General features: G+C 60.6%; 19 protein-coding genes and 1 pseudogene. 6 read left to right on the plus strand and 14 right to left on the minus strand.

The features are described from left to right. Positions 1-11: 11 nt before the first annotated feature. From groES to FYJ43_RS08105, 4 genes are all read right to left on the minus strand, one after another. On the minus strand, positions 12-308 hold the full coding sequence (groES, locus tag FYJ43_RS08090) for a co-chaperone GroES (RefSeq protein WP_326833481.1): 297 nt from the start codon (positions 306-308) through the stop codon (positions 12-14). A 207-nt stretch (positions 309-515) separates the two neighbouring features. Continuing rightward, positions 516-1,538, minus strand: coding sequence for an LppM family (lipo)protein (locus tag FYJ43_RS08095; RefSeq protein ID WP_326833482.1), 1,023 nt, complete (start codon positions 1,536-1,538; stop codon positions 516-518). Between the two features lie 48 nt (positions 1,539-1,586). Beyond that, positions 1,587-2,348 carry an LppM family (lipo)protein gene (locus FYJ43_RS08100; protein ID WP_154563820.1) on the minus strand — a complete coding sequence of 254 codons (762 nt, stop codon included), beginning with the start codon at positions 2,346-2,348 and terminating at the stop codon, positions 1,587-1,589. After that, a complete protein-coding gene (locus FYJ43_RS08105; RefSeq protein ID WP_326833483.1) occupies positions 2,342-3,559 on the minus strand; it encodes a class I SAM-dependent methyltransferase in 1,218 nt (405 codons plus the stop codon). Before FYJ43_RS08105 ends, FYJ43_RS08100 begins: the two co-directional genes overlap by 7 nt. A gap of 250 nt (positions 3,560-3,809) precedes the next feature. Here FYJ43_RS08105 and FYJ43_RS08110 point away from each other — a divergent pair, with 250 nt between their 5' ends. After that, positions 3,810-4,235, plus strand: a complete 426-nt coding sequence (locus FYJ43_RS08110) for a hypothetical protein (RefSeq protein ID WP_154564402.1) — start codon at positions 3,810-3,812, stop codon at positions 4,233-4,235. A gap of 42 nt (positions 4,236-4,277) precedes the next feature. Here the strand turns inward: FYJ43_RS08110 and FYJ43_RS08115 are convergent, their stop codons facing one another. Then, positions 4,278-4,769, minus strand: a complete 492-nt coding sequence (locus tag FYJ43_RS08115; protein WP_154563822.1) for an NUDIX hydrolase — start codon at positions 4,767-4,769, stop codon at positions 4,278-4,280. A 457-nt stretch (positions 4,770-5,226) separates the two neighbouring features. Between FYJ43_RS08115 and FYJ43_RS08120 the strand changes: the two genes are divergently transcribed. The 3 genes from FYJ43_RS08120 to FYJ43_RS08130 all read left to right on the plus strand — a co-directional run bounded on the left by FYJ43_RS08120 (position 5,227) and on the right by FYJ43_RS08130 (position 6,604). Then, on the plus strand, positions 5,227-5,409 hold the full coding sequence (locus FYJ43_RS08120) for a hypothetical protein (RefSeq protein ID WP_154564404.1): 183 nt from the start codon (positions 5,227-5,229) through the stop codon (positions 5,407-5,409). A gap of 413 nt (positions 5,410-5,822) precedes the next feature. Then, a complete protein-coding gene (locus FYJ43_RS08125; RefSeq protein WP_154564407.1) occupies positions 5,823-6,347 on the plus strand; it encodes an EXLDI protein in 525 nt (174 codons plus the stop codon). Between the two features lie 83 nt (positions 6,348-6,430). Beyond that, a complete protein-coding gene (locus tag FYJ43_RS08130; RefSeq protein ID WP_154563824.1) occupies positions 6,431-6,604 on the plus strand; it encodes an ATP-binding cassette domain-containing protein in 174 nt (57 codons plus the stop codon). On the opposite strand, the pseudogene FYJ43_RS12605 reads toward FYJ43_RS08130, so the two are convergent. The 8 genes and pseudogenes from FYJ43_RS12605 to tsaE form a co-directional block, all read right to left on the minus strand. Continuing rightward, a pseudogene (locus FYJ43_RS12605) lies at positions 6,571-7,392 on the minus strand (DDE-type integrase/transposase/recombinase); the annotation flags it as partial. The gene FYJ43_RS08130 and the pseudogene FYJ43_RS12605 sit on opposite strands and share 34 nt — an antisense overlap. A 137-nt stretch (positions 7,393-7,529) precedes the next feature. Next, the gene (locus FYJ43_RS08150) at positions 7,530-7,898 is read right to left on the minus strand and encodes a hypothetical protein (protein ID WP_154563828.1); all 369 of its coding nucleotides are present in this window, start codon (positions 7,896-7,898) and stop codon (positions 7,530-7,532) included. A gap of 62 nt (positions 7,899-7,960) precedes the next feature. After that, positions 7,961-8,116 carry a hypothetical protein gene (locus FYJ43_RS12060; RefSeq protein WP_195839941.1) on the minus strand — a complete coding sequence of 52 codons (156 nt, stop codon included), beginning with the start codon at positions 8,114-8,116 and terminating at the stop codon, positions 7,961-7,963. Positions 8,117-8,129: 13 nt separating this feature from the next. Further along, positions 8,130-9,464 (minus strand): C1 family peptidase, encoded by a 1,335-nt coding sequence (locus FYJ43_RS08155; protein WP_154563830.1) that lies wholly within the window; start codon positions 9,462-9,464, stop codon positions 8,130-8,132. Between the two features lie 130 nt (positions 9,465-9,594). Beyond that, entirely contained in the window at positions 9,595-10,638 is a 1,044-nt protein-coding gene (gene tsaD, locus FYJ43_RS08160) for a tRNA (adenosine(37)-N6)-threonylcarbamoyltransferase complex transferase subunit TsaD (protein WP_154563832.1), read from the minus strand. Next, a complete protein-coding gene (locus FYJ43_RS08165; protein WP_154563834.1) occupies positions 10,631-11,098 on the minus strand; it encodes a GNAT family N-acetyltransferase in 468 nt (155 codons plus the stop codon). Before FYJ43_RS08165 ends, tsaD begins: the two co-directional genes overlap by 8 nt. After that, a complete protein-coding gene (tsaB, locus tag FYJ43_RS08170) occupies positions 11,095-11,751 on the minus strand; it encodes a tRNA (adenosine(37)-N6)-threonylcarbamoyltransferase complex dimerization subunit type 1 TsaB (RefSeq protein WP_154563836.1) in 657 nt (218 codons plus the stop codon). The genes FYJ43_RS08165 and tsaB overlap by 4 nt, the downstream gene beginning before the upstream one ends. After that, the gene (gene tsaE, locus FYJ43_RS08175; protein WP_326833484.1) at positions 11,751-12,644 is read right to left on the minus strand and encodes a tRNA (adenosine(37)-N6)-threonylcarbamoyltransferase complex ATPase subunit type 1 TsaE; all 894 of its coding nucleotides are present in this window, start codon (positions 12,642-12,644) and stop codon (positions 11,751-11,753) included. The genes tsaB and tsaE overlap by 1 nt, the downstream gene beginning before the upstream one ends. Positions 12,645-12,853: 209 nt before the next feature. Here tsaE and FYJ43_RS08180 point away from each other — a divergent pair, with 209 nt between their 5' ends. Further along, complete coding sequence (locus tag FYJ43_RS08180; protein ID WP_326833485.1) at positions 12,854-13,534, plus strand: HNH endonuclease family protein; 681 nt, start codon at positions 12,854-12,856, stop codon at positions 13,532-13,534. 12 nt (positions 13,535-13,546) lie between these two features. Here FYJ43_RS08180 and FYJ43_RS08185 read toward each other — a convergent pair whose 3' ends face one another. Beyond that, complete coding sequence (locus FYJ43_RS08185) at positions 13,547-15,652, minus strand: DEAD/DEAH box helicase (protein WP_407643733.1); 2,106 nt, start codon at positions 15,650-15,652, stop codon at positions 13,547-13,549. A gap of 577 nt (positions 15,653-16,229) precedes the next feature. On the opposite strand from FYJ43_RS08185, the gene FYJ43_RS08190 reads away from it, so the two are divergent. Then, positions 16,230-17,369 carry a glycosyltransferase family 4 protein gene (locus FYJ43_RS08190; protein WP_326833486.1) on the plus strand — a complete coding sequence of 380 codons (1,140 nt, stop codon included), beginning with the start codon at positions 16,230-16,232 and terminating at the stop codon, positions 17,367-17,369.

Consider the following 17,369-nt stretch of genomic DNA (forward strand, 5'->3'; position numbering starts at 1 on the left):
GTATCAGCGCCTCACTTCTCAACGACAGCGAGGATGTCACGAGCGTTGAGGAGCAGGTACTCCTGGCCGTCGTACTTAACCTCGGTGCCGCCATACTTGGAGAAGATGACGACGTCACCCTCTTTAACATCCATGGGAACGCGAGCGCCCTTGTCATCGACGCGACCGGGGCCGGCAGAAATGACCTTGCCCTCCTGCGGCTTTTCCTTGGCGGTGTCCGGGATGACGAGTCCGGAAGCGGTGGTCTGCTCGGCCTCGAGAGGCTGGACGAGGACGCGGTCCTCGAGCGGCTTGATCGTGGTTGCCACGTCAAGACCCCTTTCTAACTGAAGACGGATTATGTCGTTGTCTCTCGCCAGGGGTTGCGAGCCCCGAGCGCGACGGACCGTCGGCGTCGCGGGTGCTTCAGGTCCGTTGGCACACTCACCACGAGAGTGCCAACCCCGAAAGTACACCCGAGGTTGGCACTCAGGCAATGGGAGTGCCAGAAATGATCCTCCACAGGCCAGCGACCGTCACTGGGACCCGGGCCCCCTCCAGAAAGTATCGGGTGCCGAAGGAGTATCGGGTGCCGAAGGAGACTGCTGACCCGACAGTGGATCTTGATGGGAGGGCGAGCTCTCACCAGGCTGGGGCACACGTGTCGAGCTATCCGCAGCTTGACCCGATGGGCTACCCCACGGCTGACCCGGCCCCTGTGAACCCCAAGACTGCTGACCCCAAGACTGCTGCTGCGGCCCCGGATAGGCCGGTCGGTCCTGACCGTTGCCTTGATAGGGCTGACCCGAACCCTGCGGTTGCACGGCATCTGAGTACTGCGTGCCCCACGGAGCATCATCAGTGTTCGGCTGGGCCGGTGTCGAGCCTTTCTTCTTCTTATTAACGATCACCACAACAGCGCCGATAACTGCCACAACGAAGACGGCAACAATAATCCAGATCCAGGTGGGTACGCTATGAGAACGTTTACCCGTCGCAGTCAGCCCCGAACTAGAGAACATATCTTTCGGATCGGTCCAGGTGACGGTGTTCCCGTTGATCGTGCTCGATCCAGAATGGCTGACAACCTTTCCGGGGAAGGTCACAGAAACCTTGAAATCACTGAACATGCTCGCGCTTATGGATCCATCGGGCTGCCCGCTATTTCGGAACAAGTCCGAGGTCATCTTGAAAGACACCTCGTTTTGATCAAAATTGACCTTTATGCCACTGTCCCCCTTATTGAGCTCAGCAGCGGTGGTGTCACCAGTCACAGTGCACCCGATGTAGTTCTTATCCTCGAACCTCTCGGCTTTACCGCCCGAGCCGGCGCCACTAGACCCCATGGAATCGTTGCAGTCGGCGAACTCAGAGGTGAGGTCCTCACCCGACGCGTCTGCCAGTGACTTAGATATACCGACCGTCATCGTGACGTGGATATGATCTTCGTCCTTGAGGTCCAAGGCAGTATCAAATTTTGCGCACCCGGCAAGCAGCGCAGGCGCGAGAAGCACAACGAGACAGCATCTCAAACGGCGCGAAACACTCAGCATAGACACATGAAACCACGAATGGGGTGGGTAATGATAGGCCTTTATCAGACAAACCTAACGCCTCTTCGGACGCGTCGCGCTTACGACCACCGCAGCCACAGCGCCACCAATGGCTAGCGCCACCAATGCGCCAATACCCCACACCCAGCTGGGAAGGCCGCTCTCATCCTTACCCGCCGCCGTCAGCCCTTGCGCCGAGACGAGATCGTTGACGTCGGTCCACGTCACAGTATTCCCATCAACCGTGCTTGATCCAGAGTGACTCAAAACCGTACCCGGAAAGGCCACTGACACCCTGAAATTGACCACGTCGGCCCCGCCACCGATATCACGAGAGTCAATGCCTGGCACACAATCAGAAAATGCTGATCCGTCCACGTGGAAATGAATCGTCCTGTCGTCGAACGCAATATCTATCGGGTTCGCTCCCCTATTCGCTGGACCCGAAGACGGAGTCGCCCCACACTGAGGCCACGGTATATGCGTGTTGAGGTCCGCCGATGTCATCGTGCCAGTAATCGTGCAACCAACATATGTACCGTCACTAAATGATGTGACCCTCACGTTACCGGCAAGGCTGCTGCCCGGTGAGATTATCGTTGAGCAATCGCGAATTCGCGTCGCGAAGCCGTCATAGCGATCGTTTTCTTCCTCATTGACTCCCGATGTGGGAACCCCGACAGTAACGGCGACGTCAATATGGTCCTCGTCCTTAATAACAAAGCCAGCATTGATCTTTCCGCACCCCGACAGCACAACGAGCGGAACTACCAGCAGGGCAAGGAGGTATCTCGCTGAGCGCCGAGTCGTCACCATGGCCTCATGACATCACATCCGGCCCCGCTTCGTGTACGCCCCCGCGGCAGCCTCACCCGATCACATATCAGTGCCTTGGCGCTGCCAGTCGTTGGGGTACAGATCACGGTGACGCAATGTGGCCCTGACGGCTTCAGTTTGCGTCGCCACGTGACAGGGTCGACGTCAACACCTCGCTTCTTAATCTCGACCGTTCCGACGTGGTGTTGACGCAGCCAGGAACGCAACGATCTCACATCGAGGGGTAGGACTTCCTTGACGGCAAACCACGTCAGCCACGGCGAGGCAACGAGCTCGTCTGCGGTGAGATAGGCGATGCCCTCCGACACTGCTCGCAGCGATCCATTGATCGTCGAAAGGCTGCCAGCACGGATTGCAGCGGGGTGAGGTTCAGCCAGGTAGCAGCCAAGTTCACCAGCTGCAGGAGCCGCAGACCCGCCGGGTAGCTCGTGAATCCCGGCAGGCTCAATGAGTACTGCCCGATCGCCCGACCGCTGGGTGTCAAACCCGGACCACACCGTCGCCTCAACCAGGTCTGCGCGGTGTCCGACGTAGGTGACGGGAAGATTCGGCAGCTGAGAGCGGTCAACGCCAGGCCCTAGCTTGGCAACTGCAGGCATTGATTCGAGCACTTTCTCAACGAATGACCATGACGGTCGCACATCCTCTAGCCGCCAGGTTCGTCCCCGTCCCGTACGCCGAGCCGGATCAAGCATGACGACCGTGGTGGCACCAGTCTGGTCACGCAGGCGCGGCAAAACCGCCGTCGCGTCGCCACATATCACCTGCGCCTCGGGCAGATTGTGGCGCGCGAGCTCAGCTGTTGCCGGATCAATCTCGACGGCCGTCACCTCAAGACCAGCATCGAGGCAAGCCCGCGCGTCTGCGCCACACCCGCATCCGAGATCGAGAACATGGCTGAACCCGGCCTCTTTAATGCGACGTGCCCGCCATCGCGACACATCGGCACGGGTAGCTTGTTCCAGAGCGTCGCGCGTCCACAACATGGAAGCTCCTACCGGTCCAATTTTCGCAACAGCCCGGCGCCGCAGACTGATTTGATCGAGGACAGCCGCAGCGAGATCGGCATCCATGTGACGACGCATCCTGCTAGCAGCCGACAACGAATCGGGGTCGGCTTCAGTACTGGCTAGCTCAAGAGCTCGACGTCCCTCGCTACTAGCCAAACGACATGCCACGGTGTGATTCACCCTGCCACCTTAGAGGTACTTTCTGAAAGTGGGGGTACAATCCTCGGTCGAGAGATTGCGATAGACCGTTTCTGCACGAGGAGCAACCAGTAACGTCGTGGCCATCACCACTCTTGAGAGTCGATTGAGATTTACCCAACGCCTACAGTCCCGGGGGTCAGAGAAGGCAGCCTCCGGGAGCGACCCGTCGCGCCGTTCAGCAGGGTGGTACGTCCATCACTTCATCGGCTCGGCATTCCAGTTGGGTGCTATGGCGACGACCTATTACGCGTCACGCACTGAACCCCTCAGCTGGGACGCCCACGCTCACATCAGTTGGGCACTGCTGTTTATCGTGGTCATTGTGATTCCTGGGCTGCTGACCTTCGTGGAATCGTTTGTTGAGCCGGACGGCTCTGGGCAGGACATGGTCACTGCCGTCTCCATCATGCTGGCCCTGGGGGGCATCATGATGGTGGGAGTTCTCGCGGGTACCCCCATCGTGATGACGCCAGTACCGTTCTCGATCCTGACGCCTGTCAGCCTCGCGCTTACTGCTATCGCACCATACAGCCTGCCAGGGGGAAATCCACGGGCAGACAGCATGTTCGCCGAGACCCACTACGGGGCATGGAGTTCTCGCTGGGTGGCTCCAGTGGTGTGCCTCATCCTGTGGGTCGTTGGAATAACCAGCTAGTCCAGGACGGCAACGGTCACACACGGGACACAGCATCATGGTCTATATGGAGTATGACCAGCCGGTCGGTCGGCCATCGTGATAGGGCAGACAGCCGTGGAACTGCGGGACAGTAGGATCAAACACCAGCGGCAGGAAATATCGGTCCCCCTCCCACATCGGTAACTCATCGAGTGAGTCGATGCGCTCCCACGTCAGCGGACCTTCTTCATTAGCGTCAGGGATGGCGTCGGCAATGGGATGCCATGCGTCGACGACGAAGATGAAGCCAAAATGGTCTTCTCCGTGCCGCCCGAACCCCGGCCACGAGACGGTGCCACGTAGGCGCATGGCGTCAACCTCGATCGCAGCCTCCTCGTGCAGCTCGCGCTTCATGCCAGCGACGACATCCTCCCCCGGTTCCACCTTGCCTCCCAGCCCGTTGTACTTGCCGAGCTGCTCGTCGCCAGGACGTGCGATGCGATGCACCATGAGGACGCACTCTCCGTCAGGGTGCATGACGAAACCAAGGGTGGTGAGGATCGGGGTCATCATGAGGACATCCTCTCAGGGCGACGGAGACGAGTGGCAAGAGACGGGCAGCCTCGACCAGTCACGACAGCTTATCTGGGGCCCTTGGCGCTTGATGTCTACATGGCTGCGCGTCCTTGTACCGGTCCAGCAATTCGTGGGCCACGCGTTATCCTGATGCTGCGCGTCTGACTGCCGGACGCTGGCGGGATAATCTGGAGCCTTTGTCCATGCTCATGTCGCACAACGGGTCGACGGGGATCCATCGCCGCCCTGTTCAGGAACGCGCATCCCAGAACCACCGCAATGACCCTCGCCGCTTAATTAGTACGTGATTTCTCTAGTTCCCCATTTGACAAGTCCTGCTACCTCATCAGCAGGTGCTACGGGTCATGTGAAATGAATGAAGCTCTGGGAGCTGAAGCTCTCGGCTGCTACGTTGTCATTGACGGCATTTTCAACGAGAGAAGGGATTGCGTTCATGCAGATCACCGTCACGACCGTCACCGACCATCGGGTTCGCACCGTACAGACCGCCATGAGCAACACCTTGGGAATCGGTTCCCAGGTGGACATGCTCGCTCCCGGCGGGTCCACCAGCTCTAGCTCCGGCTCGTGCTGCTCCTGCTCGACCTGTGCCGTCGTGGCGCAACCGGGCAACTGACTAGACTGGGTTCTTCGACCCATGGGGGAGGTGGCGCGTGCTGCGCCATCTCCCCCACTTGTTGGACAGCAAGCGTGAGCTTCGGATCAACGAAGTAATCGCCGACCGAGACATTGAATTCCATGTCGCCCCGACCGATCCGGGAAGCCAGAAGGAAGTCAGTCAGCGCGCTGGATAGACCCTGTCCGTCCGTGTTGTCGCAGCGGAACTGATGGGTCCTTAATCCCCCTCCACCCCCGGACTCTGTGCTCGATACGAGGTCACGGCCGAGCTGGCCTTACGTAACCCGCTAGATGTAGATGCCATGTTCCATCTCCCCTGACGTCTCCCGAACACCTGCGACACTAGCAGCCCGAAGGTGCTCGGTGTTCAGCGATCCCTATGCGGATAGAGGGTTGACGAGCGCTACGTATATGCGCATAGTTATGTACATGCCTAGTAGAAACGTGTACGTCGCAGAAGACGACGTGAATCTGTTCTCCGAAGCCAGTGAGATCGCTGGCGGTCTGTCTGCGGCCGTCGCGGAGGCGCTCCGCGACTACGTGAAGAAGCATCAGCGAGCGAATGAGGGCTACGAGCAAATCGAGCTCGCGCTGCGCACTGACGAGGTCGACCACAGGGTCACCTTCATGGGACGGCGTCTGGTTCGCGTCAGGCAACCAGTCCCAGAAGGGACCCGCATTGACACCGTCTATCAGACGGCCAAGAGCCAGCTGGCTGTCGCCACCAAGATTCATAGGAAGCTGCCAGACTGGGCCGCAGGCCAGGAGAACATCTGGTCACACCCCGAGACCTGGGACCGCGACTTCTGGACCACTGGGGACAAGACGCTGGTCGTATACCCTGATACCGAACACTTGCGTCAGGCAGACGCTGTTTTGGCTGAACGCGTCGAATCAGCCCTCTCCATCCCCCCTCTCGAAGTTTTGGATATCTGACATGCGTTCACCCATAGCAAACCGTACGTCCTCAAGCTCACGAAGAAGTACGCCGTTCATGGCAGGTATGAAATCCCGGCGCTATGCGGGTTTCTCTAGATCTCTACCCCGGTGAAACGATAGGCCTTTTCGGACCCAACGAGGCTGGGAAAACTACTCTCGTCAGAATCATTGCCGGTCTTCTCTCCGCTGACTCCGGTGACGTGGTGTGGGAATCTGAGGGGCGTTCCTGCTCGCTGGTGCAGCAGTGGGCGTAGGCCCGCCCATCGGCCATGGTTCGGTGGAAGCGTTCGATCTTGCCGTTGGTTTTGTGGACGACGTGGACGGGTTCGTTTCGGTGTGAATTGGAACTGATCACAAACTGTAGCCCGGAGCTTGGAGAGGTAGGTCGGCCCGTCGTCGGACAGTACCTGCTCAACGCTCGCCCCGCGGGCGGCAGACCAATCAACAGCTCGTACCAACACCCCCGGTGGCGGTTAGCGCGCACTCGTCATCATGAACCTCGCAATAGACAAGTCGAGAGTGGTCATCGATGATCGAATCCACGAACGCGTACCCCATCTTGAAGTTGCCTACCGATCTTAGCTTGCTCAGTATTGCGATGCGATTTTTGTCGCCTTGGGCGCGGCCCACGAACCGTCAGCCACCACCGGGGATATTGCCCAACTTCTTCACTCCGACATGGACTAGCGACCCGCGGTAGCCATGCCCATAGCGTCGGATCTGTTCACCAGTGGCCCGATCATACGCCGACAATCAGTTCAGACGACAGGCGGCCAAGATCCGCACCACGATCGAAGAAGCGATACCGAGTCGAGCGGCCAGCTGGATGGGCCATTCTCGCCACCGCAGCCGCAGACTGACGCAGCATCGGTCCACCGGTGATGGGGTGGCGTTGGGCCTGCGATGGGGCTGTGAGGACCGGTCCTGCATGGTAATGCTCGGCCCACCCTGCAACCTCAGCGATAGGCACGCCACCGTCGGCGACAAGCTTGGCAACGATCAAACGATGCCTCGGGATCAGTACTGCGTTAGCGTGAGACATCAGAGGGCCTTCCTGGTTAAACGGGTTCTGTCGCAAGTCCCACCCAACCAGTAAGGCTCTCCCCTACCCACACACTCGAATCGCAATCCTTCAACCAACCTGTACGGTCAGTACACCTGATATCGGTGCGGCTTCTGTCACGCGAGCAGGACGAGACGCCGCCGGTCATGGTGGCTGCCCATAGGTGTTTCGCGGATCGCTCCGATGGAGTTGCCGGTGAATCGGCTCCAGCCACCGATCTCGACCACCAGAGCGAACCCGGTCAACGTGGAGATCCCGCGCAAGCAGCCCAGCCGGTGAACGGTGCCGGTCCAGGGACTGTCGGCATCCATGGCCGCGATCGTGACAACGGAATCGTAGCCCTCGTCGAACGTGGCTTGGACCAGTGGCGAGCCGAAGCGCTGCCGCCGCGCCCAGGCATCGTGGGCACCGGCCCAAGCCTGCCCGTCCGAGTAGACAATCTCATGCCTCAACAACCAATTCGACAGGCGGTGACGAGCCGGCATCAGGTCACTGCAGCAGTTCCTCGCAGGCCCTCACCAGGTCACGGGCGGCTTAAGTAAGCTCATCAGGGGCCGTCACTGTAGATGACCGCAGCCGGGCCCGGCAGGGTCGTGATCCACGCCGTCACTTCAGTCAGGTCGGGGCAACGTCTAGCTCTGAAGATTTCTCCGGTCTGGACATCCATCGCATGCGCCACCACGCTGCGGGCGGGCAAATCCATGTCGGCAGGGAACTCAGATCATGTCCCACTCAGGCAACACGATGGGCTCCTGGTCGCAGGCTTTGGCAATGTCATCGGACACCCGGGAACGGGGCACGATGACCTCGTAGACGTATTCATCGAACCACGAGTCGTTCATCGTGAAGAATCCTTTGCGGCCCACCTCGTCACCCCAGGAATTCTCAACCCTCCAGCGCACCGGGACATCGTCAACCAGATCGACCCCGACGAAGGTCATGGCGTGAGTGCCACCGGATTCACGCAACCGCAACCTTTCAGCCTTCGACATGTCCATGTCGATGCCGTAGAGGGCCTCGTAGTCATGCAGCTTCGCATCCCAGATGCCCAGGTCCTTGTCGAATTGCTTCTTGACATCGCAGGAGAACCACACCGGCTCACCGTCAGCAATTGACTCGACAATGGTCTTCTTAAGGAGATCAAGGCCCACCGATAGATGCCAATATGGGGTGCCACCCTCCATGTACGGGGTGTGCTCGTGGACGTAGGTGCGGACCACCGGGTGTTCTTCGCGCGGGTCATGGGCGAGGGCCACCCACGGGTCGAAGGCTTGTGGCACGATCTCATGGGCAAACTTCAGCGGGGTGTAGGTGCCCTTGCGGTGGAAGTTCTTATCCTTGTCGCGGTACTGCCACATGAAGCTGGTAGGCGGAGTCCCCAGGTGGATCGCCAAAATCCGCCACACCGCGTTCAGGGCCTCGTTGCGCACTGCCTCCATGTGGGCCGACCCTTCAGCCGGGTCAGAGTTCGTGGCCGCCTCCCGAATGCGTCCGATGGCCCGACGCAGTACCGTCGCAAGTGCCTGATTCATCTGAGCAGTATTTCCTGCAGACTCTGTGTCAGGCATCGCCCATGACGGCACCAACCCATATTTCGCGACGATGTCAGTGAACTGGAACCACCAGCCGCCGTCCTCACTCGGGTAGTCCATGATGGAGCGCACCTCCTCCTCGCTGGCATCACGGGAGGCAGTAGCGATAGCACGCGACAGGGTGTGGTTGGCCTTTTCGAGCTTGTCGAAAAACGCGATGTAGTTCTGCGAAAACTGGAAGTCATCAACTTTAAGCTCATCAATGACTTTGGCGCGCAGCACATTAAGCCCAGCGAATTCCCAGCACCGTCCGGAATGCTTCTGGTCGGTTACCTTCCAGGAATCGAGCCGCTGAGAGGTCGTTTCGTCAACACTATTGACGAGGGTGCGGTCCAGACTGACAGTATCAGCACCGGTACCAGTCACAGCATTCTGTACCAACCGTCCAACGGCGTCATTGGTGAAGGACTCCGCGCGAAGCGTACTAAAACTGGCGTCAAGAACGAAAGGTTCACTCATTTCTCATCCACTCCTATCTCTCAATAATGTTTCACAGAATCGCACAGTAGAGCCCTGTTACGAGCGACGTTAGGGCCAACAGCTTAAGGCTACATATTCGCATCTTCGACGATCCCTACCACCCCGAAATTCAGACAAGAACCGTCTCAACGGGCAATCCTGAATCAGCCGAAATATCCATGGCCGACGCCGGCAGTCCCGCCTTAACAACCTGCACACCTAAGGCCGCGATCATGGCCCCATTGTCTGTGCATAGGCCCGGACGCGGCCGTCGCAACTCAACGCCGGCGTCCGCCATCCGCTCAGCAAGTAGCGTCCGCAGTCGAGAGTTCGCCGCGACTCCGCCGCCGATGAGGAAGTGAGTGAGGCCATACTCCTGGCACATGTCCACGGCTTTCGCGGTGAGGACGTCGGCAACTGCCTCCTGAAAACTGGCGGCGACGTCAGCAATACGAAACGTGACTCCGTCGCGCTGTTGGGTCTCAACCCACCTACTCACCGCCGTCTTGAGACCAGAAAAAGAATAATCAAAGCGATGTTTCGCCATATCGTGACGGGCAGTAAGGCCGCGCGGAAAACGGATCGCAGCCGGATCACCATCAGCGGCAGCCTTATCAATGACGGGCCCGCCCGGGTACGGCAAACCAAGCACACGCGCCACTTTGTCGTACGCCTCACCGGCGGCGTCGTCAATCGTCGAGCCGACCTCAACAATGTTGGTGGCGATATCGTTTACCCGCAGCAAGCTCGTATGGCCGCCTGAAACAAGCAGAGCGCCGCATGGCGTCGGTAAATCGCCATGCTCGAGCAGGTCGACGGCAACGTGTCCGGCCAGGTGGTTGACGCCGTACAGAGGCTTGTTGAGCCAACTTGCCAGCGCCTTGGCCGCCGACAGTCCGACGACGAGTGCCCCAGCCAGGCCTGGACCGGCTGTCACGGCGATGCCATCGAGGTCGGATAGGTCCACCTCCGCAGTCGCGGTGGCTTTTTCTAGGACAGGGACGATGGCCTCCAGATGAGCGCGCGAGGCGACCTCGGGGACGACCCCGCCGAATCGCACGTGCTGTTCCATCGACGAGGCGACCTCATTGGCAAGCAGGTCATTGCCACGGACGATGCCGACTCCGGTCTCGTCACAGGACGATTCGATGCCCAAGATGAGCGGTTCAGACATGGTTCTCCTCGGGTGGGGTTGTGGTCTCGATGTGGGGCAGGTCGACCGACATCATGAGGGCGTCGACCCCGCCGCCGTAGTAGTTGGGACGCTGCGAAACCGTCTTGAAGCCGAAGCGTCGATAAAGGCCGATTGCCGGACTGTTATCTGGGCGGACCTCAAGCATCATGGCGCGGCATCCTCGACTTGTTGCCCAGTTCAGGCCATGGATGAGCAGTTCGATGGCCAAGCCACGCCCTCGCGCCGCAGGTACCACCATGATCCGGTCGAGATCAGCGACGTCAAAGCCGTGGAATGTCGCAGCGGCAGCGACGTCGTCACCTCCAGCGACCAGAGTCAGGCGGTAGTCGGCCGGGGCGATCTCCTCTGCCCACGACGTACGAGACCACGGCGGGTCAAAGCTGGCCTGCTCAATAGCCATAATGGCGTCGAGGTCGCTCATACGGGCAGGTCTGGTCATCGGCCGGGCAGGGTGAGTCGGGTCGGGGTCAAGGTGGCCTTGCGGGTCGTCGGAACAGTGGCATCAGGATCGCGCAAGTAGAGCGGCTCCAGCCCGACGTCGGGCATGGTTTGCCACGACGCCGCAAGCACCCCGGCATCTAAAAACTCCGGCGATCCCGGAGTCGGCGTCAGGCCGCGAACCAGACATCCCGGACCGCCGATCGGCAGATCCTTCGGCACGTCCTCAGGGCGAGTGACATTGGGGCCGTCAAGACGATTCGCTGAAGCGTCGTAGCGAGCCCAATACAGCTCATGGCGACGAGCGTCAGTACATACCACGAACTCTCCATCGACCCCAGCCCATTGTCGGGCCAGAATGTCGAGGGAACATACCGGGTGTGGGGTAAGACCGGCCAGGTGTGCCAGTACCCTTCCTGTTGCCACCCCAACCCGCAGGCCGGTGTAGGGGCCAGGGCCGACCCCAATAGCGACCTCTGCGATGTCGGTTAATGCGATCCCGGCCTCCTCACAGCCGCGATGGATGAGGGGCATGAGCTGCTCGGCGTGGGCGCGAGGATCGTCGTGGCGCAGACTGACGAGCACCTCAGATCCACACGCCAGTCCAACGCTGACAGCAGTCGATGTGTCGATTCCCAAGACGATGGTGTTCATCAGTTGTTGTCTCCGGTCTGGTCGGGAGAAATAGTGTCAAAGGGAAGTTCTGACAGCGGTGACAAATCGACCCCCTGCCAGCGCGGGCCAAAACCTTCTACGTAGACCACGCGAGTCTCATCAGTGGGATCCTCACTGCGCCGGATGTCGACGTCGAGGTGGGAACCGCCGAGATCCTCGGCAATGCCAGCTCCCCACTCAATGACAGTGACGGCTTGGTCCATGGTCTCGTCGAGGTCGAGGTCGATAAGTTCGGCGGCCGATCCGAGACGGTACGCGTCGACGTGGACTAACCCGGGCCGCCCCCCGGATCCGGCATGGCGGCGCGCCAGCACGAAGGTCGGGGAGATGACGGGCCCGTCGACGCCGAGCCCCCTACCTATCCCCTGCGCCAAGGTGGTCTTACCGGCACCGAGATCTCCGGAGGCCAGCACAATATCTCCGGCGCGCAACTGCGCCGCCAGTGCTGCTCCGAAGACATGCATAGCCTCAGCGGTGGGAACGACGACCCGGGTGGGTAGTACACGAACCCAGCCACCGTCGTAGTGATAAGCCGGGCCGGGTGAAGTCGTGAGTCCCGAGACGACGAGGACGCGCGACTCCAGCTCGGTAGCGATCTGTTCGGCCCCACCGATGAGGGCTGCAACGACGTCGGTATCGTCAGGGGTAGTCAGGGCCAGATCGGTAACGTCAGCGTGGCCACCATCATCCACGAGGTGAGCTAGACCGACAATCTGGGAACCGACGCGGGCAACAATGCCGAGACCCTGCGTCAGCCACGTCGAAACAGTCTGTGCCTCGAGATCAAGGGCGCGCGCAAGAACCGCGGCGTCCTGCGGAACTGCGACGGCAAGCTCCGGGATCGCCTCTTGCGGGCTGGTCTGTTTATCCACAAGAACCCAGGATAGTCGTCGAACCTCACGTCGGCCTCGCCGTCCCGAGTCCGTCGGCAGGCAGTGGGACAGCTGATCCAGTCCAAGCCTTCCCACGGGCCAGACCAGTGGTGTAGCGTCCGCGACTATGCCGCTAGCGATGCCACGCTGGCCAACAAAGCTGTGGGGGTAACGATATGGCGTCGGCGCCGCAACGGAGATGGGCGTGGGTGCTGCTCTTGATCGTCGCATTGCTGGTGATCGTCGGGGTGTACCGCAAGGCTGTTCCACGCGAAGGATCGACGGCCTATGGCCAGGCCGCGGAGGCTCTCGGTGGCCTCCCTGTCAAGGGACGTGCGCCGATGACCGGCTACTCGCGGGACCAATTCGGCCCGGCGTGGAGCGACAACTCCGACTCAGCCCTGACTCGCCCTTGGGGCCACAACGGTTGCGGCACCCGTGACGATGCCTTGGCTCGTGATCTCGTCAAGGCAAAACTGAAATCCGGCAGTCGATGCCAGATAGTCTCCGGCGAACTGCACGACCCCTACACCGGACGGACGATCACATGGCGGCGCGGTCGCGACACCTCAGCTGTGGTGCAAATCGACCACGTCGTCGCCCTTGGTAATGCCTGGGTTACAGGAGCTCAGCAGATGCCGATGGACCGACGCCAGGCGTTAGCAAACGACCCGCTCAATCTGCTAGCCGTCGAGGGGCGCGCCAACCAGGACAAAGGGGCTGGGGACGCGGCGACATGGCTGCCACCACAGAAGTCATACCGCTGTGACTACGTATCCCGCCAGATTGCTGTCAAGCGGAAATACCGTCTCTGGGTCACCCCGGCGGAACGCAACGCCATGGTTCGGGTGCTTTCGACATGCCCGAACCATGCGCTGCCCGCCCGGTAACTCAGCAGTCACTCACCACGTGTCGTTTCCGGAACGACCGTACTTGGCCTCAATGTCACGACGATCACGCCCCCGAGAGTTGAGTCCGCGCGAATCATGCCCCCGGTCATGACGGTCACGGGAGTCGTAGCCGCGATGGCGACCACCGTCGAATCCACGACCACCACGATTGCGACCGCCCTTACCACGACGAGGCTTGCCGTCCCGAGACTTCTTGCCACGCTGCTGTTTGGGAGCGACGAGGGCTTCGTAATCCTTCTCGTCAATGGCAGTGCCCGAGACAGGGCTGCAACCGGCCACGTCAGCGACGTAGTCGTCACCCACCATGACCTGGGCCTCCACCGGCTTCACCCCGGCTTGACGGTACAGGCGTGCCATAGTGCGGCGCTGATGTGGCAGCACAAGCGAGACGACGGCGCCGTCGTGTCCGGCACGGGCAGTACGACCGGATCGGTGCAAATAATCCTTGGAGTTCATCGGCGGATCGACCTGCAGCACCAAAGTGACATCATCGACGTCAATTCCTCGGGCCGCGACGTCAGTAGCGACCAGAACTGGCAGGGAGCCGTCCTTGAATGCCGCCAACACACGGGCACGGGCGCCCTGCGTAAGACCACCATGCAACGCACCAGCCATGACACCAGCCTCACGGATCTGCTCGGCCATCCGGGACGCACCTCGTTGAGTTCGAGCGAAAACGATGGTGTGACCACTACGGTTAACGATCTCGCACATCAGCCCGACCTTCTCGTGAGGCTTGATCTGGAAAGCGTGATGGGTCATCGTCGAGACAGACCCCTTATCGGAGTCGATCTCGTGGGTGACTGGATCGTGCATGTACCGCTTGACTAACTTGTTGACGGCACCATCGAGAGTGGCAGAGAACAACAAACGCTGCCCGTCTGCCGGAACAGCATCGAGGATCGAACCGACGGCCTCCATGAATCCAAGCTCAGCCATATGATCGGCCTCGTCAAGGACGGTTACAGCGATACCGGAAAGGTCGGCGTCACCAGTCTCCAGCAGGTCGACCAAACGCCCGGGGGTGGCGACGACAAGGTCGACCCCCTTCTTGAAAGCCTTGGTCTGCGGGCCATAGCTCATACCACCCGCGATGAGGATGGTCGATAGGCCCATTGATGACGCCAACGGGGACAGCACGTCGGCGATCTGCATGGCCAGTTCACGCGTAGGAGAAAGGATGAGAGCTCGCGGACGCTTATCCTCGCGCGGGGTGGCCGACAGGCGCGACAGCAGCGGGACACCAAAGGCCAACGTCTTGCCCGAACCCGTCGAGGCACGACCCAGCACGTCACGCCCAGCGATGGCGTCGGGGATGGCGGCAATCTGAATGCGGAAAGGATCAGTAATGCCAGTCTTGGCCAGAGCGGCGACGATCTCGTCGGGCACGCCAAGGGCCGAGAAACCGCCCTCGTGGTCAATGCCGGTGACGTCGAGGTCGGTGAGCTCGGTGGCCTTCCAATCCATTGTGTCGGCGTCATCGTGATCCTCGCGGGGCCCGTCGTCGCGACGGTGATCCCGACGATCCGACCAACGCTCATCCCGACGATCATCGTGTCTGTCGTGACGCTCGCGCCAATGATCCTCGCGTTGATCCCAGGAACCTCTGCGCTCGTAGCCACGACCGCCATGACGGCGATCCCCGTGATCGTCACGACCGAGTCGGTCCTCGCGCCATTCGTCGCGAGACCACGAGGATCCGCGACGGTCGTCACGCTTCCAATCACGATTGGCGTAGTGGCCCGGTCGACGCGATTTATGGGACCGGAACTCGCCGTCGTCAGACCACCTGCGGTCGTCACGACGATCCCGGTCACGACGATCATATCGACGGTCACGACGACCATCAGACCACTGGCCACGACCGCGTCGATCTTCGGAATAGCGGCGGTCTTTACTGCCGGCATCGTCGCGGCGTGCCTCATCTCGCGGGGTCCACGCCTCAAAGTTGCGGCCACGCGAATCGGTGTGACCGTTGCGAACTCCGCCTCTGGTGCGTGGCTTGTGCCCGCGAGCGGCCCGCTCAGCTGCGGTCCAGCGGCGCTTCGGAGTGCCGTCAGCCTTAAAAGATTTGGGATTGTGTTTCTTGTTGCTCAATGGGGTGTTCCCTCATGGTCGGCGGATTCCTCGACCAGGGGCGACCGGCGTCACCGCGCACACAAGGCGCAGCACCGCTGCATGGGATCGCGGAACCTAACCGCAACACACCGGACCCAAGATAGGGTCTTGGTCATGGAATCCTGGATGGCTGTCTGTCTCGATGGCTGGGCGAATAGCTGCTGCGCAGGTGAATGCAATAAAACCAGAGCCGGTAGCTCCGTCATGCCCTGAGGGCACATCGAGCAACTGAAACGCATCATGGGCTCGAACGAGTCGGGCCGTTGCCAACGTCAGTACTCTACCCACAAAGGTCGTATCGACGAAATCGACCGCATTTCCTGGCGCACGTCATGGCACCCTCGACGAAAGTCACACCGTCTACCCGGCGCAGTGTCTGTCCGAGGCGCCGCAGGTAGTGAGTCGTCTCTGAGACAGTCGCGCGTCTCGGCCCGTGGAGTCAACTGCGAATAAGGCCCGTTAGATATCAGCTCTTGGGCAGTCTCGTTGCCCCACGTTCACCGCCCCGACACCGCGGCCCTACCAAGGCGTCGCACGTGCCGGTTACCATGAAATTGTGCGTGTTGCGATCATCACTGAGTCATTCCTCCCCCTGGTCAACGGAGTGACGAACTCGGTGCTGCGGATTCTGGAACATCTGCGCGATAACGGCCACGATGCCCTTATCCTCGCCCCTGGCGATGCGCAGACTCCGCACGAGTACGCCGGTTTCCCCGTCATCCCGTTAGCCTCGCTGCACTGGCCGGGCTACCAGGACGTCCGTGTCTCCACTAGCCCGCAATGGACGATGGAACGTTACCTGTCAGAGTTTGAGCCTGACGTCGTGCACCTTGCTGGGCCCTTCATGATTGGCTACAAGGGTGCCATGGCGGCAGCCTCCCTCGGCATACCCATCGTGGCCATATATCAAACTGACATCCCTTCTTATGCCGGTCGTTACGGACTCGGAAAACTCGAGTTCTACGGCTGGTACCGCGTCCGTCAGATCCACTCCCTTGCCGTGGCCACCTACGCGCCGTCGACCTTCTCGCGCGACCAACTCATCAACCATGGCGTCCCCCGGGTGGGTATCTGGGGGCGCGGCGTCGACAAGGTACGATTCCATCCGTCGAAGCGCTCCCAGCAGCTACACGACGAGTGGGCCCCCAATGGCGAGGTCGTCGTCGGATACATGGGCCGGTTGGCTGCCGAAAAGCGAGTTGCCGATATGGCGAACCTCGCCGACATTCCCAATACCAAGCTCGTCATCGTCGGAGATGGTCCGGCTCGCGCCGAGGTGGAAAAGCAGCTTCCCCATGCTATTTTCACCGGCGGTCTCGGCGGGGAGGACCTCCCCCGTGCCGTCGCCAGTATGGATGTGTTCTGCTCGACAGGCGAACTTGAGACCTTCTGCCAGGCTGTTCAAGAAGCCAAGGCCTGCGGCGTCCCAGTCGTCAGCCCGCGCAAAGGCGGCCCGATCGACCTCATTGATCCGTCACGGACGGGGTGGCTTTATGAGCCTGGCGACATGGCCGATTTCCGCTCCCGAGTCGTCGATCTCGTTGGTGACGACTACAAGCGCCGCGCTATGGGCATAGCAGCACGAGCGTCGATCGAGAACCGCACCTGGGACAACCTGTGCGCTGAACTCGTCGAGCACTACAAAGAGGCTATTCGGCTAGCTGGCCGCTCGACGAAAACTCATGCAGCCCTCTGA

The organism is Cutibacterium porci (assembly GCF_009696315.1).
GTDB lineage: Bacteria > Actinomycetota > Actinomycetes > Propionibacteriales > Propionibacteriaceae > Cutibacterium > Cutibacterium porci.

Bases quoted from the DNA above. Each gene is read 5' to 3' on its own strand.
- FYJ43_RS08100 (WP_154563820.1), bottom strand. From the start codon at position 2,348: ATGGTGACGACTCGGCGCTCAGCGAGATACCTCCTTGCCCTGCTGGTA.
- FYJ43_RS08110 (WP_154564402.1), top strand. From the start codon at position 3,810: ATGGCGACGACCTATTACGCGTCACGCACTGAACCCCTCAGCTGGGAC.
- FYJ43_RS08115 (WP_154563822.1), bottom strand. From the start codon at position 4,769: ATGATGACCCCGATCCTCACCACCCTTGGTTTCGTCATGCACCCTGAC.
- FYJ43_RS08120 (WP_154564404.1), top strand. From the start codon at position 5,227: ATGCAGATCACCGTCACGACCGTCACCGACCATCGGGTTCGCACCGTA.
- FYJ43_RS08125 (WP_154564407.1), top strand. From the start codon at position 5,823: ATGCGCATAGTTATGTACATGCCTAGTAGAAACGTGTACGTCGCAGAA.
- FYJ43_RS08130 (WP_154563824.1), top strand. From the start codon at position 6,431: ATGCGGGTTTCTCTAGATCTCTACCCCGGTGAAACGATAGGCCTTTTC.
- FYJ43_RS08150 (WP_154563828.1), bottom strand. From the start codon at position 7,898: ATGCCGGCTCGTCACCGCCTGTCGAATTGGTTGTTGAGGCATGAGATT.
- FYJ43_RS12060 (WP_195839941.1), bottom strand. From the start codon at position 8,116: ATGGATTTGCCCGCCCGCAGCGTGGTGGCGCATGCGATGGATGTCCAG.
- FYJ43_RS08155 (WP_154563830.1), bottom strand. From the start codon at position 9,464: ATGAGTGAACCTTTCGTTCTTGACGCCAGTTTTAGTACGCTTCGCGCG.
- tsaD (WP_154563832.1), bottom strand. From the start codon at position 10,638: ATGTCTGAACCGCTCATCTTGGGCATCGAATCGTCCTGTGACGAGACC.
- FYJ43_RS08165 (WP_154563834.1), bottom strand. From the start codon at position 11,098: ATGACCAGACCTGCCCGTATGAGCGACCTCGACGCCATTATGGCTATT.
- tsaB (WP_154563836.1), bottom strand. From the start codon at position 11,751: ATGAACACCATCGTCTTGGGAATCGACACATCGACTGCTGTCAGCGTT.